Below are 14,693 nucleotides of genomic sequence, written 5' to 3'. Positions count from 1 at the left end.
ATGAGCGCCAACCTCACCGCGCTGCTCTACCTCGTCTCCGGCGTCCTCTTCATCCTGGCGCTCCGCGGGCTTTCGAGCCCCGAGAGTTCACGGCGCGGCAATACCTTCGCCATCGCCGGCATGGCGATCGCCATCGTCACGACGCTCTTCGTCGCCGCGCCGGGCTGGGGTTCCTTCTTTCTGATCGTTCTCGGTATCGCGATCGGTGGCGGCATCGGCGCGGTGATTGCCCGTCGCATCCCGATGACGTCGATGCCGCAATTGGTCGCCGCCTTCCACTCGCTGGTCGGCCTCGCCGCCGTGCTCGTCGCGGCTGCCGCACTCTACGATCCGGCCGCCTTCGGCATCGGGACGCCCGGCACGATCCATGGCGCGAGCCTGGTGGAAATGTCGATCGGCGTCGCCATCGGCGCGCTGACCTTCACCGGTTCGATCATCGCCTTCCTCAAGCTCGATGGCCGCATGTCCGGCGCACCGATCATGCTGCCAATACGCCACGTGGTGAATGCCGGGCTGGCGATCCTGCTGGTGGTGCTGATCATCATCTTCGCCGCCACCGAAAGCCATTTCGCTTTCTGGCTCGCGACCCTCGTCGCGCTGGCGCTCGGCGTTCTGATCATCATCCCGATCGGCGGCGCCGACATGCCGGTGGTGATCTCGATGCTGAATTCCTATTCGGGCTGGGCGGCGGCCGGTATCGGCTTCACGCTCGGCAATACCGCGCTGATCATCACGGGCGCGCTGGTCGGCTCGTCGGGTGCGATCCTCTCCTACATCATGTGCAAGGGGATGAACCGCTCCTTCATCTCGGTGATCCTCGGCGGCTTCGGCGGCGAGGCGGCTGCGGGCGCGGGCGACGACGGCGTCGTGCGCACGGTCAAGCAGGGCTCGGCCGACGATGCCGCCTTCATCCTCAAGAATGCCTCGAAGGTCATCATCGTCCCGGGCTACGGCATGGCGGTGGCGCAGGCCCAGCATGCGCTGCGCGAGATGGCGGACGAACTGAAGGAAGCCGGCGTCGAGGTCAAATACGCGATTCACCCGGTCGCCGGCCGCATGCCCGGCCACATGAACGTCCTGCTCGCCGAGGCCAACGTGCCCTACGACGAGGTCTTCGAGCTGGAGGACATCAATTCCGAGTTCGCCCAGGCCGATGTCGTCTATGTGATTGGCGCCAACGACGTCACCAATCCGGCCGCCGAGGACGATCCATCCTCGCCGATCTACGGCATGCCGGTGCTGCAGGTGTGGAAAGCCGGGACGGTGATGTTCGTCAAGCGGTCGCTCGCCTCCGGCTATGCCGGCATCGACAACCCGCTCTTCTACCGCGACAACACGATGATGCTGCTCGGCGACGCCAAAAAGATGACCGACGGCATCGTCAAGGCGCTGGCCTGACGCCGCGGTCGGCCTTTCCAGCGGCTAAAAGCGGGTGAGCGCTGACGTTGAGCGGAGGGGCTCTTGCCGTCCGTCGCGGGGCGTTCCATGTTCGTGGTCATCGCAGCAGCGAGGCCCGGAATGACCAAACCCGACCCGAATGAATGGCAGGCGATGAAGACCGCGCCGCAGGACGGGTCGCGGATTCTGGTGACCGTCCGGGCCAGCGAGCAGGGACCGGCCGAGGTCGACGTTGTGCGGTGGACGACGGCGCGGGACCAGGCCGAGCCGGCGTGGCTGGCGACCGACTCGGACGCCGACGCGCCGGTCATTTACGCGGAGGCTGAGCTTGCGTCGTGGATGCCGCTGCCCAGCGCCCTGTCGCGGTCACGCATGCCGCCGATTGCCAAGAGCGACTTGCCGCCGCCGGATCCGGGCGAGATCGACGGCTCGTCAATCTGAATTGGTCAGGTCTTGTCGTCGCGGTCGATGTAGCGCTTCTTGACTCTTGCTGCGAAGGCGCCGGGGTTCTTCACCGCGTCGGACTCGCGGGCCATCTGGGTCAGTTCGTCCCGCGTCGCCTTGAGCTTCGGTTTCGTCTTCCGCCACGTCTCGGCGGCGCGCGGCTTCACTTCCTTCTCGAAGACCTCGGCTGCCTTGGTCCGGACGCGCGGATCGCTTGCCAGTCGTGTCGCGGCGGAGATGAACCAGCGGCTGATGATTGCCATGCGGTGTCGGCTGCCTTTCGCTCGTGATGCACCGGACTGTCGCACGCCTGCCGCGCGCGGCTCAACCCGGCTCGGCCCTCTATATGTCCTGGCCAGGAACGGGAACGATCATCGCCCTCTCGCGAAGGAACGGGTTGATCTCCACTGCTTCGCGCAGGATGGCCTGCGCCTGCCGAACGCGGCCCTGCTGCGTGAGGATGAGCGCCATGCCGGCCATGGCGCCGAAATGGCGGGGTTCGCGCTGGAGTGTTTCCTCGATGTCGGAGAGGGAACCCGGGAAATCGCCCTGCATGAAGCGGATGGTCGCCCGCTGGTTCCAGCCCTCTGCCCACTCGGGGGCAAGGACCACAAGGTCGTCGAGAATCGCGACGGCTCCCGCGAAATCATAACTGGTGCGGCGCTCCATGGCCTTGGCCATCAGTTCGGCGGCGGCGCTGTCCGGCGCGCGCATCCAGTGCCGCCAGATCTCGTCCTCCATGGCACGGGCCTCGGCCTCGGTGCGCGCCCTGGAGAGGAAGGCGAACAAGCGGTCGCCCTCGGCAATGTGTTCGGCGGCGTCGCCGCGCAACGGCGTGGTCTCCGCCGCGGTTGTGGGCGACAGGGTGCCCGCGGCCATAGCTGCGACGACGGCCGCGATATGCGGCAGGCGCCGCCAGGAGGATCGGACGAATCTCGGCATGTCAGGCGACTCCCTCCAGAGGGGCTCGCCCAATCACGTATGGCCGCCGGACGGGCCGTCAAGCCGTCAGAGGGCGCGGACCAGTTCGGGCAGGCCGCCGAGGTCGGCCAATTCGCGGAAGCGCGGCGACCCGTTCGGCGGCTCGGCATGCTCCAGTGCCCAGGTCAGGTCGTGCGGGACGTAGACGCCCCAGCCTCCGGCCTCGATCGCCGGCAGGATGTCGGACCGCAGCGAGTTGCCGACCATCATGCCGCGCTCGGGGCCGTCGCCGTGCTGGGCGAAAATCCGCGTGTAGGTCTCGACGGTCTTGCTGCTGACGATCTCGATTGCGTCGAAGAGCTCGCCAAGCCCCGATTGGGCAAGCTTGCGCTCCTGGTCGAAGAGATCGCCCTTGGTGATCAGGACGATGCGATAGTCGCCGGTCAGTTCCTCCAGCGTCTCGCGCGCACGAGGCAGCGTCTCGACCGGGTGGCTCAGCATCTCCCGGCCGGCGGCGAGGATTTCGCCGATGACCGACGCGGGTACCTCGCCATTGGTCACCTCGACCGCGGTCTCGATCATCGACAGGGTGAAGCCCTTGATGCCAAAGCCGTAGGCGGCGAGGTTCCGCTTCTCGGCCTCCAGCAAACGGGCCGACAGATCCTCGCCTTCTGCGTAGTCGCTGACCAGCGCGTGAAACCGTTCCTCGGTCATGCGGAAGAAGGTTTCGTTCTGCCAGAGCGTGTCGTCGGCGTCGAAGCCGATGGTGGTCAATGATCTTGCGCGGGTGGTCATTCGGAACGCCTACTGTGACTCAAGGGGCGCGGTCATGGCCGCTACGTCGAATTTGTTTACCAAGCGGTCAGTTGGTTCATCTCTGGTGACCAGCGGGTAGCGAATGTCTAGTATCGGTCGCGTGCGATGGCGCTGGCGTCATGTCGATGCGGGATGGCGAGATTACCAGCGTTCGAACAACAACATGGAAGGGGCTGACATGAAATACGCACGAACTCTCGCGGTCGCAACCGCGGTTGCGGCGACGCTTGCCGGCAGCCAGGCGGCATTTGCCTTCGCGGCCTTCTCGAATGCCAATCTCAACCTGCGCAGCGGTCCGTCGACCCACTACCCGATCATTGCGACGACCAACCACAAGGATCCGCTGAACGTCACCGGCTGCCTGGAGGATGTCACCTGGTGCGTCGTGCAGTGGGGCGGGACCGAGGGCTGGGCCGCAGCGGCCTATATCGATGTCGACGAGACCGATGGCGTCAAGACGCTGCCGCTCGCCAAGAACGATTTCGGCATCCCGGTCGTCACCTTCACGGCCGTTGACGCGGTGGTTCCGACCTTTGTCGGCACGGTCGAGCCGGTCAACGCCTATGTCGAGGCGATCAGCCCGCCGACCGCCGTGACCGCCTATGTCAGCGAGCAGACGGTCGATACCGTGCATGTCACCGGCGAAGTGGTCGTCGGCGCGGTGCTGCCGGAGAAGGTGCCGCTCTACGCGATCCCGCAGTCGAAATACACCTTCGCGCGGGTCAACGGCCAGAATGTCGTGGTCGATAACTCGTCGCGTCAGGTGCTCTACGTCCACCAGTAGGTCGACGCCAGTTCCCGGGCCGCATGGCAGAAGCCATCGGCCCGGATCGGCGTGTCAGCCAACCGACACTCAGGTCGTGCGGGGATTGCTGCTCGGCGAGGTCCGCTTCATCCCGGCCTTGGCCGGCCCGTAATTCGGGTTGATGTTGGCGGCCTTGGCGAAGGCGGCGAAGGCTCGCTCGCGATCTCCGAGCTTCTCGAGCGCCAGTCCCTGGTTGGTCCAGGCGGCGTAGGAATCCCGGTCGCGGGTCACGGCTTCGTTGAAGTTGTCGAGCGCGGCCTTGTAGTCCCCCATCGCCAGATAGGACAGGCCGCGGGCGTCGAACGGCTCGGCGGTCTTCGGCGACATGCTGATCGCCTTGGAGAAATCGTCGATCGCCTGGGTCTGGTTGTTCGAGGCCTGGTAGATCAGGCCGCGGTTATGGTAGGCGCGCGGATCGGCGGTATCGAGCGCGATGGCCTTGTTGAAGTCGGCCAGCGCAAGATCGGCCCGGCCGTTCTGGCGGTAGATGTTGCCGCGTCCGATATAGGCGATGTCGTAATTCGGGTTGATCTGGATCGCGCGGTTGTAGTCGGCCAACGCCTTGTCGGTCTGCCCGAGGCGGCGTTCGACCAGCGCCCGGTTGGCATAGGCCTGGTAGAAATTCGGATTGAGCTTGATCGCCGTGTCGAAATCGGCGACCGCCTCCCGCAACTTGCCGGCCTTGCCATAGGCCGTGCCGCGGACGTTGTAGCCGTTGGCGTCGCTCGGATTCTGCGTGATCACCGTCGACAGCGAGCCGATATTCACGGCGGAGCCGGTCGCCGGGTCGATGTCGGCGCTGGTATAGGCGTTCGGGCTGGTCTGGCAGCCGGCCGCAACGGTCAGCCCGGCGAGCATAAGTGCCGTCGGCAAACGCATCGTCTGTTGAACAATCTGCGCGAGCATCCCCGCCGCCGCTCCTCGAGGCTGCTGCTTCCAAACCCCTGCCCGGAAGGCGCCCGCCGATTCTGCTTACACTAACCTGTAGCCAAGCGTTGAAAACCGGCGATTTGAGGGCGTCGGCCCATCATGCCGGCATCCGACGGTCGATCACCGGATCGGCCCCATTCCGCCAGGACCAAATGGGGCGTGTGCTTTATCAGAAGCGCACCGAGACTGTCAAAAACGCTCGTCAGGATGACGACCGCGGCGTGATGCGATTGACGTGGCCCATTTTCCGCCCCGGCCGCGCTTCCGCCTTGCCATAGAGATGGGGCCGGGCGCCGGCCTCGGCGGCTAGAACTGGCCACTCCGAAACCGCGTCGCCGATCAGGTTGGTCATCACCGCGTCGCTATGGCGCTCGACGCTGCCCAGCGGCCACCCGGCAATGGCGCGGATGTGCTGCTCGAACTGCGAGCACAGGCAGGCGTCCGTCGTCCAGTGACCGGAATTGTGGACCCGCGGCGCAATCTCGTTGACCAGCAGGCGCGGGCCGCCGCCGGACATGACGAACATCTCGACCGCCAGCACGCCGACATGGTCGAGGGCGTCCGCAATCCGCTGGGCGATCGAGACCGCTTCACCGGTGAGTTCGGCCGGAATCGAAGCCGGTACCGTGGATGTCGAGAGAATGCCGTCCTTGTGGACGTTCTCGACGACGTCATAGGCAGCCGTCGCGCCGTCGCGGCCGCGCGCCAGGATGACCGAGACCTCGCGTTCGAAGGGGACGAGGGATTCGAGGACCGCCGGCGCCTGACCGATCACCCGCCAGGCCCCGACCGGATCGTCGCCGGCGCGGATCGCCGCCTGGCCCTTGCCGTCATAGCCGAGGCGGCGTGTCTTGAGGATGGCCGGACGGCCGGTCCTGGCCAGCGCCGAATAGATATCGGCCTGCTCGGCGACCACCGCGAAGGCGGGGACGGGAATGCCGAGGTCGGTGATCAGGGTCTTCTCGGTGAGACGGTCCTGCGTCGGGGCGAGCGACCCGGGACCGGGGAAGACCGTAACCTTCTCCGCCAGGAAGCGGAGGGTCTCGACCGGGATATTCTCGAACTCGAAGGTGACGACGTCTACCGCGCCGGCGAAGGCGGCAAGCGCCGACTCGTCGTCATAGGGGGCAATGGTGCGGGCTGCCGAAACGGCGAAGGCGGGGCTCTTCGTATCGGGGCAATAGATATGGCAGGAGAGGCCGAGTTCGGCCGCAGCGAGCGCGAGCATGCGGCCGAGCTGCCCGCCGCCAAGGATTCCGACGATCATGCCTGGCTTGATCGGCGGTTCCTCACTCATCGTCGATGGGCCGCTCGTCGACCGCCGCCGACTGGGCCATCCGCCATCCATCGAGGCGGCTGGCGATATCGTCGTCCCACAATGCCAGGACCGAGGTTGCCAGAAGTGCTGCGTTGATCGCGCCCGAGCGGCCGATGGCGAGGGTGCCGACGGGGATGCCGGCCGGCATCTGGACGATCGACAGCAGGCTGTCCTGGCCGCCAAGGGCCTTCGATTCGACCGGAACGCCGAAGACCGGCAGCGGGGTGAGCGATGCGCACATGCCCGGCAGATGGGCGGCGCCCCCGGCACCGGCAATGATCACCTTGTAGCCGGCGCGGCGGGCGCCCTTGCAGAAGGTGATCATCCGGTCCGGCGTGCGGTGGGCGGAAATAATCCGGTCGTCATGGGCAATGTCGAGGGAATCAAGCGTGTCGGCAGCGTGCCGCATCGTGTTCCAGTCCGACTGGCTGCCCATGATGATGGCGACGGGCGGCGTCGGCTCGATCATGAAAAAGGTATCCGTTTCAACGGGTGACGGGACGTGCCGGATTATAGGGACCGGCTAGGGCTCCGCAAGAAGATGCGGTGGGCGGATGATCAGGCGATGATGTCGGGGAGCAGCCGATCCTCCAGGCTGGCAATCCGGTCCTTGAGCACGAGCTTCCGCTTCTTGAGCCTCTGGATGCGGATCGTGTCGGGAGAGCCGCTGGCGACCATGGTGTCGATCGCGGCGTCGAGGTCGCGGTGCTCCTGGCGCAAATCCGCCAGTTGATTCCGGATTTCTTCTTCTTCTTCCGACGACACGCGGCGATCGCCCGACTGCATTCCGTCTCCCCAGGGTGCCGGTCGCCCGGCCGACGACTTCGATGTTTGGGCATCATAACACGAACCACGGCCAGCCCAACGATGACCGTCGAAAAGGCCTTGAAAGTCCGTTCCGAGACCGCAAATAAGACTAACGAGGAACGCGTGGAAAGGTCGAATATTGCGGCGCAGCAACACTTTTGGCCTGATCGACAGGTTTCGGGGGCTGTGCCAGACTGCCACGGTGACTCGGTCAACAGGAGGCCTTTGCTGATGACCCTGAACTCGCATCTGGTGGAACTTGAGCGCCGCCATCAGGCGCTGGAGAAGCAAATCGAGGACGCGGTAAATCATCCCGCCTCGGACGATCTCACCATCGCCGCGATGAAGAAGCGGAAGCTTCAGTTGAAGGACGAAATCAGCCGGCTGTCGTCCGAACGGATGCATTAGACGAGCCCAACCGGCGTCGCGAGCGGGCGCCAGCAGCAAAGGCGCCCATCGCGATCCGGTCGGCTGGCAGCGTCATCGATCACAGCCGTTTCCGGCGGCTATGAAGAAATGGCGTTTTCCGTCATTGTTTGAACCCTCGGGCGATTGAGTCGCCCGACGGGGAAATCGTGACGGAGGCGGGATGGGCACGACGCTACAGACCATCATCAACGAAGTCGTGATGATGTATGTGCTGATCGATCCGATCGGCACGCTGCCGATCTTCCTCATGGTCACCGCGCATATGAAGCCCGAGCATCGCTCGATGATCGCGGTGCGCGCGGTTTTGACCGCCGGCGTCATCCTCACCGGCTTCCTGATCGGCGGCAGCCTGCTGCTGAAGCTCCTCGGCATCCCGATCGCGAGCTTTCAGATTGCGGGCGGTATCGTCCTGTTCCTCTTCGCCCTGACGATGATCTTCGGACCGCCGAAGGCCGAGCAGGAAAAGGAGGAGGTGGCGACGCTGGAGCGGGCCCGCAGCATCGCGGTCTTTCCGTTGGCCATCCCGGCGATCGCCAGTCCCGGTGCGATGCTCGGCGCAGTTCTGCTCAACGATTCCCACACCCTGACCCTGACCGAAACGGCCATCGACCTCGGCGTGATCTGGCTGCTCCTCGGCGTGACGCTGGCGCTGCTCTTCGCCGCCAAGCCGATAGTCAGGATCATCGGCGATGCCGGGGTCAGCGTTCTCAGCCGGATCATGGGCCTGATCCTGGCCGCGGTGGCGGTCGACAGCGTGCTCGTCGCGATCGCGGAATTCTTCCAGATCAGTTCCGTCAGCCAGCAGGGGCTGATCTAGACCATCCCGTAGATGCTCTGACCGACCAGGAAGACGCCGACGACGAAAATGAAGCTGTAGATCAGTTCGTAGAACGTCTTGGGATCGATGCGCTTGACCAGCCAGACCCCGAGAATAGTCGCCGGGATCGAGATCGGCAGCAGGATGGCGGAGGTCAGCAGGTTTTCCTGCTGGAACTGGCCGAGGAAGAAATACGGAACCAGCTTGATGGTGTTGACCGTGGCGAAGAAGATGACCGCGGTTCCGGCGAATATCCGCGGTGGCAGCCGTAGCGGCGCGGCATAGACCTGGTAGGGCGGCCCGCCGGCGTGGCTGACAAAGCTGGCGAAACCGGTGATCATGCCGAAGAAGGCGCCCTTGGCCGCGTTTGGCGCGCTCGCTTCGGCCTGCCGCCGGTGACGGAGCCAGTAGTTCAGCGCGAAGGCGACGGCGACGACACCGACGATCAGCCGGATCATGCCCTCGCTCACCCAGGCCGCCGTCAGCCAGCCGATGAGGATTCCGACAAGGGCGCCCGGCAGCATGACCGCAAGCACCCCCTTGTCCCATTGACGCCAGTAGGAGGAGACGGCCACCACGTCGCTGAGGATCAGGATCGGCAGGGTTATTCCCGCTGCCTGGACCGGCGAGATGGCGATCGACAGCAGCGGCACCGTCAACATGCCGATGACGCTGAACCCGCCCTTGGACAGGCCAAGGACGATCATCGCCGGTACGGCGGCAGCATAGAACCAGGGATCTGAGATCATCGGTCGCGCGTTGGAGAGGGGCGGCGGGGCAGGGAGGACGAAACATCATCATACGCCCAGCCCCACCGGCGCCACAACCGCGCTAGGATGCATTCGTCAGTGGAAGCAGGAGAGACGTCCATGTTGCTCGAGAACAAGGTCGCCATCGTTACCGGTGGCGCCCGTGGCATAGGCTATGCCATTGCCCGGCGTTTCCTCGACGAAGGCGCCCGCGTCGTCATTGCCGATATCGACGATACCGCCGGCCCGCGGGCGGCGGAGGAGCTCTCGGTGTTCGGTCCGGTCCGCTATTCCGAATGCGATGTCGGCGAGCGTCTCGACGTGCGCAACATGATCGCCGCCACCATCGAGGCGTTCGGCGATATCGACGTGCTGGTCAACAATGCGGGGATTCTCGCAGCGGGGGATTTCCTCAAGATCGACGAGGAGGACTTCGACCGGGTGCTCCGCGTCAACCTCAAGGGTGCGTTCCTGTGCTCCCAGGCTGCGGCGCGGCATATGGTCGAGCGGATCGAGGCCGGCGGTCGGCCCGGGTCGATCGTCAATCTCTCGTCGGTGAACGCGGTGTTCGCGATCGCCAACCAGGTGCCTTATTCGGTGTCGAAGGGCGGCCTCAACCAGCTTACCCGCGTCATGGCCCTGTCGCTGGCGCCGCATGGCATCCGGGTCAATGCCATTGGTCCTGGCTCGATTGCCACCGAGATGCTCGACTCGGTCATCACCGACCCCGAACAGCGCGGGAAGATCCTGTCGCGGACGCCGCTGGGGCGGATCGGCGATCCGCAGGAAATCGCGGCGATCGCCGCTTTCCTTGCTTCGGACGAGGCGAGTTATGTGACCGGGCAGACGATCTATGCCGATGGGGGCCGGCTGCCCCTGAATTACACGGTCCCGGTCAAGGAATAAGGCTTCAGGACCCGGCGGTGGGCTGGCCCGGCACGGCCCTTCTTCTTGCGACAGGCTCCTGACAGAATGCTGTCAGGAGGGGTGTGACAGATTGGCGATGTCACAACCCCGAGGAGACACCGTCATGACAACGCAGACCCCCACCAATGTCGCCGTGTGGTTCGAGATTCCGGTCACCGACATGGATCGCGCCACAGCCTTTTATAACACCGTGCTGCAGACCGAACTGAAGCGTGACGACACCGGCCCCAACCCGATGGCGGTCTTTCCCGCGCGTGAGGACTCTGGGGTCGCCGGCCATCTCTACCCCGGCAAATCCGCCGGTTCCGGCAGCGGCAACACGATCCACCTGGCTATCTCGGATTCGCTCGAGGATGCGCTGGGACGCGTTCGCGACAATGGCGGCGAGGTGCTCAGCGACGTGATCACGATCCCGGCTGGCCGCTTCGCCTATTGCCTCGATCCGGACGGCAACAGCGTCGGCCTTTTCGGTCGCTGACCCGATGCGCCGCGCCGACCGGCTCTTCGAGATCATCCAGCAGCTTCGCGGCAGCCGCCTGGTTACCGCGAACCGCCTGGCGACGCAGCTCGAAGTGTCGGTCCGCACGGTCTATCGCGACATCCGCGACCTGCAGGCGTCGGGCGTGCCCATCGATGGCGCGGCCGGCGTCGGCTACCTGCTGCGGCCGGGGTACCATCTCCCGCCGCTGATGTTCCTGCCGGCGGAGATCGAATCGCTGATCGTCGGGGCGCGCATGGTCGAGGCCTGGGCCGGCCGGTCACTGGCCGCGGCGGCGACCGAAGCGCTGGTCAAGATCGGCGCCGTGGTGCCGTCCGAACGCATGCGCGAGGCGGAACGCGTCCCGATCTTCGCCACCGGGTTCCGGGTCCAGGAAGACGAGCGGCGCAATCTCGACGATTTCGCCAAGGCGATCGACGAGCGGCTCAAGGTCAATTTTGCCTATCGCGATGCCGACGGCGGCGACACCCAGCGGATTGTCTGGCCGCTGGCGCTGCATTTCTGGGGGAAGGTCTGGACGCTTGCCGCGTGGTGCGAACTCAGGGAGGATTTCAGGACATTCCGGGTCGACCGGGCCGAGCGGCTCTGTCTGGCGGAAGACCGATATCCCAAGGTCGGTGGGCGGACGCTGGAAGACTACCTCGCCCGCGTCACCTGTGCTCCCTGATCGCCTCAGTCGTCCTCGGCGTCCGGTTCGGCGCTCTTCATCGACTTGAGCTTGGCGAAGACGGCGTCGGCCTCGGCCACGGCCTCGCGCTCGGCATCGGGCGCCGATGAAGGCGGCGTTGCCAGCGATGCGGGCGTCGCGGTTTCGCTGGCCGAGATCAGCGTTGCGCCGACCTCGCTCTCGGGCTTCGGCGGCGCCAGCTTGGCGGCCTTCTCGACCTCGAAATCAAGATCGATCTGGGCGCAGAGCCCGAGCGTCACCGGATCCATCGGCGCCAGGTTATTGGCGTTCCAGTGGGTCCGGTTGCGGATCGCGTCGATGGTCGGCTTGGTCGTGCCGACCAGCCGCATGATCTGCGCATCCTTGAGCTCTTCGTGATTGCGCAACAGCCAGAGGATGGCATTGGGCCGATCCTGGCGGCGCGAAACCGGCGTGTAGCGCGGGCCGCGCCGCTTGGCGACCGGCACGCGGACCTTGCTGTCGGCCATCTTCAGGCGGTGGGCCGGGTCGGCCTGGGCCTTTTCGATTTCCTCGCGGGTCAACTGGCCGGTCAGCATCGGATCGACGCCCTTGATCGTGATCGCGGATTCGCCGTCGGCAATGGCGCCAACCTCAAGCGGGTGGAGCTTGCAGAAATCAGCGATTTGATCGAACGACAGCGACGTGTTGTCGACCAGCCACACGGCGGTGGCCTTGGGCATCAATGGCGTGCTCATAAACCTCTCCCGGCTGCTCCGCCGCGAGTCGAACGGCAAAGCGATTGTCCACAATCGGGTGATGGGGATAGCCGCCTATATAGGCCGCGATGGCAGCCGGCGCAATGCGTGTCTCAGGCTTCCGGCGCTATTTCCACGGCCGTCCGGCGTGCCTGGCCGCCGTGGAATCCGGCGGATCGGCTCGCCCGTACAGCCAGTCCCGACGCTAGTCCTCGGTGACCGTCAGCACGATGCGGCCGATGTGGTCGCCGGCGTCCATGCGGAAATGGGCATCGGCGGCGCGGGCGAGCGGATAGGTCGAGCCGATGATCGGCGTGATCTTGCGCGCTTCGAACAGGGGCCAGAGCTTTTCGTGCAGGGTCGAGGCGATCCGCGCCTTGAAGGCGATGGACTGCGGCCGGAGGGTGGATCCCGTATGCCACAGACGCTTCATCATCAGGCGGCGGACGTCGACCTCCGCCTTCGCTCCGCGCTGGACGGCGATCTGGACGATCCGCGCCTCGACGGCCGCTGCCTCGTAGTTGCGGTTGACGTAGTCGCCGCCGACCATGTCGAGGATGACGTTTGCGCCGGCGCCTTCGGTGACGCGCTTGACGACCTCGACGAAATCCTCGGTCTTGTAGTTGATCGCCACGTCGGCGCCGAGTTCCCGGCAGGCCTGGCATTTCTCGTCGCTGCCCGAGGTGGTGATCACCCGGGCGCCGGCGACCCGGGCGAGCTGGATGGCGCTGGTGCCGATGCCGGAGGTGCCGCCATGGATCAGGATCGTGTCGCCGAGGGATAGCTGGCCGCGTTCCATAATGCTCGGCCAGATGGTGAAGAAGGTCTCCGGCACCGCCGCCGCCTCGCTGATCGACAGGCGCTTCGGCGCCGGCAAGGCATTCGACTCGTGGACCTTGGCGAACTCGGCATATCCGCCGCCGGGCAACAGGGCGCAAACGGCGTCGCCGAGCGCGAACCGCGTCACGCCGTGGCCGAGCGCGGCGACCTCGCCGGCGACCTCAAGGCCCGGGATATCGGCGGGCGCGCCGGGCGGCGGCGGGTACTGGCCGCGACGCTGCATGATGTCGGGGCGGTTGACCCCAGCTGCCCGGACCTTCACCAGGATCTCGCCGTCACCGAGCCTTGGCAGGGGGCGCTGTTCCGCGACGAGCATCTCCGGGCCGCCCGGGGCCCGGATCACCATGGCGGTCATCGTCTCGGGGAGTGGGGCCATGGGTCAAAATCCTTGTCGGTCGCATCGGTCCGCATCCGGGCCGGCAGCCCGATCTAGCGGTTACCCCCGACGATGACAATCCGGCTATCGTGGATTAGCTTCTGGCGAAGAACGAGGATTGCCCGATGACGATGCCCGAGGATAGCGCGCCCCCGAAAAAGCCGGCCGGGCACATCGTCGGCGAGGACCTGGCGACGCTGTCCCTCGACGAACTGGCGGAGCGGGTGGTCCTCCTCAGGGAGGAGGTTACCCGTATCGAGGCGGCGATCGAAGCCAAGCGGGCCAGTGCCGACGCCGCGGCATCTTTCTTCAAGAAATAGCGGTTCTCGCGCCTCAAGGGGGTCCCGATATGAAACACTACCGGGACGACCGTCGCCCCGATGGCGAGATTCCGTTAACCGATTAAGGGTTCCTTAAGCTTTACAGGTCTTAACTAAGGCTCATCCAGTCATCTGGATTCGAGTGGCTCCTGTCCACTCTGTTTGACGCCTCCCTGTTAAACTCTTCAGAGCCGCCACGAGCGGCTCTTTTTTTGTCTTCTCCCCACGTTCCTTGCGCAACGCTTCGGCATGAGGCTTGCGGCGTGCTAATGTGTCCGTCCCAAACGGGGACGGCACCGTTTGGGGCTGGACGAGATCAATCAAGACATGGCTGACGAAAGAACCGAGACCAATCAACCGATCGTGTTTGCCCGGCGGCTCGTCGCCCCGGAAGTCTTCCGTGGTCTTTTCCGCGAAGGCATGACGCTGGTCGAGGAAACGGCCACGTATCTCGACGGCGATGGCAGGACCGAGTCTCGCAGCCTTCCGAGGTCGGCCTCGCTTGGCTATGCGACCGAATCCATGCGGCTGACCACGCGCCTGATGCAACTGGCGTCGTGGCTCTTGCTGCAGCGCGCCGTCAATGACGGCGAGATGCCGCCCGAGCAGGCGAGCCTGGAGAAAGCCAAGATCAAGCTTGGCGGCCTGGCGACTGCCACGGAAGGCCCGAGCTGGGACGAACTGCCGGAGCAGCTCAGGTCCCTGATCTTGCGGTCGCTCAGCCTGCGGGAGCGGATCCGCATGATCGACAGGGCGGACGCCTCGGTCGAACCGCCGGTTTCCGTTGAAAATCCGGTCGCCCGGCAGATCGACCAGATCGCCCAGGCCTTTGGCGGCGCCGCCAAGTAGGCCGGTCTCCAAACGAAAAAGGGCCCGTCTGGCGGGCCCCTTGTCGATTTCCCGGGAAGTGAAGC

20 protein-coding genes are annotated in these 14,693 nt (G+C 65.4%); 10 read left to right on the top strand and 10 right to left on the bottom strand.

All coding sequences use genetic code 11. The features are described from left to right. Both BLT60_RS00640 and BLT60_RS00635 read left to right on the top strand, forming a co-directional pair. Nucleotides 1-1,398, top strand: a complete 1,398-nt coding sequence (locus tag BLT60_RS00640; protein WP_090874289.1) for an NAD(P)(+) transhydrogenase (Re/Si-specific) subunit beta — start codon at nt 1-3, stop codon at nt 1,396-1,398. Between the two features lie 120 nt (nt 1,399-1,518). Further along, on the top strand, nt 1,519-1,839 hold the full coding sequence (locus tag BLT60_RS00635) for a hypothetical protein (protein WP_175478223.1): 321 nt from the start codon (nt 1,519-1,521) through the stop codon (nt 1,837-1,839). A 5-nt stretch (nt 1,840-1,844) separates the two neighbouring features. Here the strand turns inward: BLT60_RS00635 and BLT60_RS00630 are convergent, their stop codons facing one another. The 3 genes from BLT60_RS00630 to BLT60_RS00620 all read right to left on the bottom strand — a co-directional run bounded on the left by BLT60_RS00630 (nt 1,845) and on the right by BLT60_RS00620 (nt 3,558). After that, on the bottom strand, nt 1,845-2,105 hold the full coding sequence (locus BLT60_RS00630) for a hypothetical protein (protein WP_090874288.1): 261 nt from the start codon (nt 2,103-2,105) through the stop codon (nt 1,845-1,847). Between the two features lie 79 nt (nt 2,106-2,184). Then, nucleotides 2,185-2,673: a tetratricopeptide repeat protein gene (locus BLT60_RS00625; protein WP_139167723.1), complete on the bottom strand. Its 489-nt coding sequence runs from the start codon at nt 2,671-2,673 to the stop codon at nt 2,185-2,187. 177 nt (nt 2,674-2,850) lie between these two features. After that, on the bottom strand, nt 2,851-3,558 hold the full coding sequence (locus BLT60_RS00620; RefSeq protein ID WP_090874286.1) for an HAD family hydrolase: 708 nt from the start codon (nt 3,556-3,558) through the stop codon (nt 2,851-2,853). Between the two features lie 199 nt (nt 3,559-3,757). Between BLT60_RS00620 and BLT60_RS00615 the strand changes: the two genes are divergently transcribed. Then, nucleotides 3,758-4,363: a DUF1236 domain-containing protein gene (locus BLT60_RS00615; RefSeq protein ID WP_175478222.1), complete on the top strand. Its 606-nt coding sequence runs from the start codon at nt 3,758-3,760 to the stop codon at nt 4,361-4,363. A gap of 69 nt (nt 4,364-4,432) precedes the next feature. Here BLT60_RS00615 and BLT60_RS00610 read toward each other — a convergent pair whose 3' ends face one another. The 4 genes from BLT60_RS00610 to BLT60_RS00595 form a co-directional block, all read right to left on the bottom strand. Next, the gene (locus BLT60_RS00610; protein ID WP_090874284.1) at nt 4,433-5,290 is read right to left on the bottom strand and encodes a tetratricopeptide repeat protein; all 858 of its coding nucleotides are present in this window, start codon (nt 5,288-5,290) and stop codon (nt 4,433-4,435) included. Between the two features lie 226 nt (nt 5,291-5,516). Beyond that, the gene (locus BLT60_RS00605) at nt 5,517-6,611 is read right to left on the bottom strand and encodes a 5-(carboxyamino)imidazole ribonucleotide synthase (protein ID WP_090874283.1); all 1,095 of its coding nucleotides are present in this window, start codon (nt 6,609-6,611) and stop codon (nt 5,517-5,519) included. Further along, nucleotides 6,604-7,101 carry a 5-(carboxyamino)imidazole ribonucleotide mutase gene (gene purE / locus BLT60_RS00600; protein ID WP_090874282.1) on the bottom strand — a complete coding sequence of 166 codons (498 nt, stop codon included), beginning with the start codon at nt 7,099-7,101 and terminating at the stop codon, nt 6,604-6,606. Before purE ends, BLT60_RS00605 begins: the two co-directional genes overlap by 8 nt. An 89-nt stretch (nt 7,102-7,190) precedes the next feature. Next, on the bottom strand, nt 7,191-7,397 hold the full coding sequence (locus BLT60_RS00595; RefSeq protein WP_175478284.1) for a YdcH family protein: 207 nt from the start codon (nt 7,395-7,397) through the stop codon (nt 7,191-7,193). Between the two features lie 102 nt (nt 7,398-7,499). On the opposite strand from BLT60_RS00595, the gene BLT60_RS24975 reads away from it, so the two are divergent. Then, complete coding sequence (locus BLT60_RS24975; RefSeq protein ID WP_342028551.1) at nt 7,500-7,847, top strand: YdcH family protein; 348 nt, start codon at nt 7,500-7,502, stop codon at nt 7,845-7,847. Between the two features lie 181 nt (nt 7,848-8,028). Beyond that, the gene (locus BLT60_RS00585; protein WP_090874279.1) at nt 8,029-8,685 is read left to right on the top strand and encodes a MarC family protein; all 657 of its coding nucleotides are present in this window, start codon (nt 8,029-8,031) and stop codon (nt 8,683-8,685) included. Here BLT60_RS00585 and BLT60_RS00580 read toward each other — a convergent pair. Beyond that, nucleotides 8,682-9,434, bottom strand: a complete 753-nt coding sequence (locus BLT60_RS00580) for a sulfite exporter TauE/SafE family protein (RefSeq protein ID WP_090874278.1) — start codon at nt 9,432-9,434, stop codon at nt 8,682-8,684. The two genes, BLT60_RS00585 and BLT60_RS00580, sit on opposite strands and share 4 nt — an antisense overlap. A gap of 120 nt (nt 9,435-9,554) precedes the next feature. On the opposite strand from BLT60_RS00580, the gene BLT60_RS00575 reads away from it, so the two are divergent. From BLT60_RS00575 to BLT60_RS00565, 3 genes are all read left to right on the top strand, one after another. Further along, a complete protein-coding gene (locus BLT60_RS00575) occupies nt 9,555-10,340 on the top strand; it encodes an SDR family NAD(P)-dependent oxidoreductase (RefSeq protein ID WP_090874277.1) in 786 nt (261 codons plus the stop codon). A gap of 124 nt (nt 10,341-10,464) precedes the next feature. Further along, entirely contained in the window at nt 10,465-10,839 is a 375-nt protein-coding gene (locus BLT60_RS00570; RefSeq protein WP_090874276.1) for a VOC family protein, read from the top strand. Between the two features lie 4 nt (nt 10,840-10,843). After that, nucleotides 10,844-11,527: a helix-turn-helix transcriptional regulator gene (locus BLT60_RS00565; RefSeq protein ID WP_090874275.1), complete on the top strand. Its 684-nt coding sequence runs from the start codon at nt 10,844-10,846 to the stop codon at nt 11,525-11,527. Between the two features lie 5 nt (nt 11,528-11,532). Here the strand turns inward: BLT60_RS00565 and BLT60_RS00560 are convergent, their stop codons facing one another. Both BLT60_RS00560 and BLT60_RS00555 read right to left on the bottom strand, forming a co-directional pair. Further along, a complete protein-coding gene (locus tag BLT60_RS00560) occupies nt 11,533-12,243 on the bottom strand; it encodes a DUF1013 domain-containing protein (RefSeq protein WP_090874274.1) in 711 nt (236 codons plus the stop codon). Nucleotides 12,244-12,448: 205 nt separating this feature from the next. Then, nucleotides 12,449-13,459, bottom strand: a complete 1,011-nt coding sequence (locus BLT60_RS00555) for an NAD(P)H-quinone oxidoreductase (protein WP_090874273.1) — start codon at nt 13,457-13,459, stop codon at nt 12,449-12,451. Between the two features lie 125 nt (nt 13,460-13,584). Between BLT60_RS00555 and BLT60_RS00550 the strand changes: the two genes are divergently transcribed. Both BLT60_RS00550 and rcdA read left to right on the top strand, forming a co-directional pair. Further along, complete coding sequence (locus tag BLT60_RS00550) at nt 13,585-13,779, top strand: DUF1192 domain-containing protein (RefSeq protein ID WP_090874272.1); 195 nt, start codon at nt 13,585-13,587, stop codon at nt 13,777-13,779. 327 nt (nt 13,780-14,106) lie between these two features. Continuing rightward, entirely contained in the window at nt 14,107-14,628 is a 522-nt protein-coding gene (gene rcdA, locus BLT60_RS00545) for a protease adaptor protein RcdA (RefSeq protein WP_090874271.1), read from the top strand. The last annotated feature ends 65 nt before the right edge of the window (nt 14,629-14,693 follow it).

It is taken from the genome of Bauldia litoralis, from assembly GCF_900104485.1.
Lineage (GTDB): Bacteria > Pseudomonadota > Alphaproteobacteria > Rhizobiales > Kaistiaceae > Bauldia > Bauldia litoralis.
Note: the sequence above shows the minus strand (reverse complement) of the source record. Positions and strands in the feature narration are given on the sequence as shown.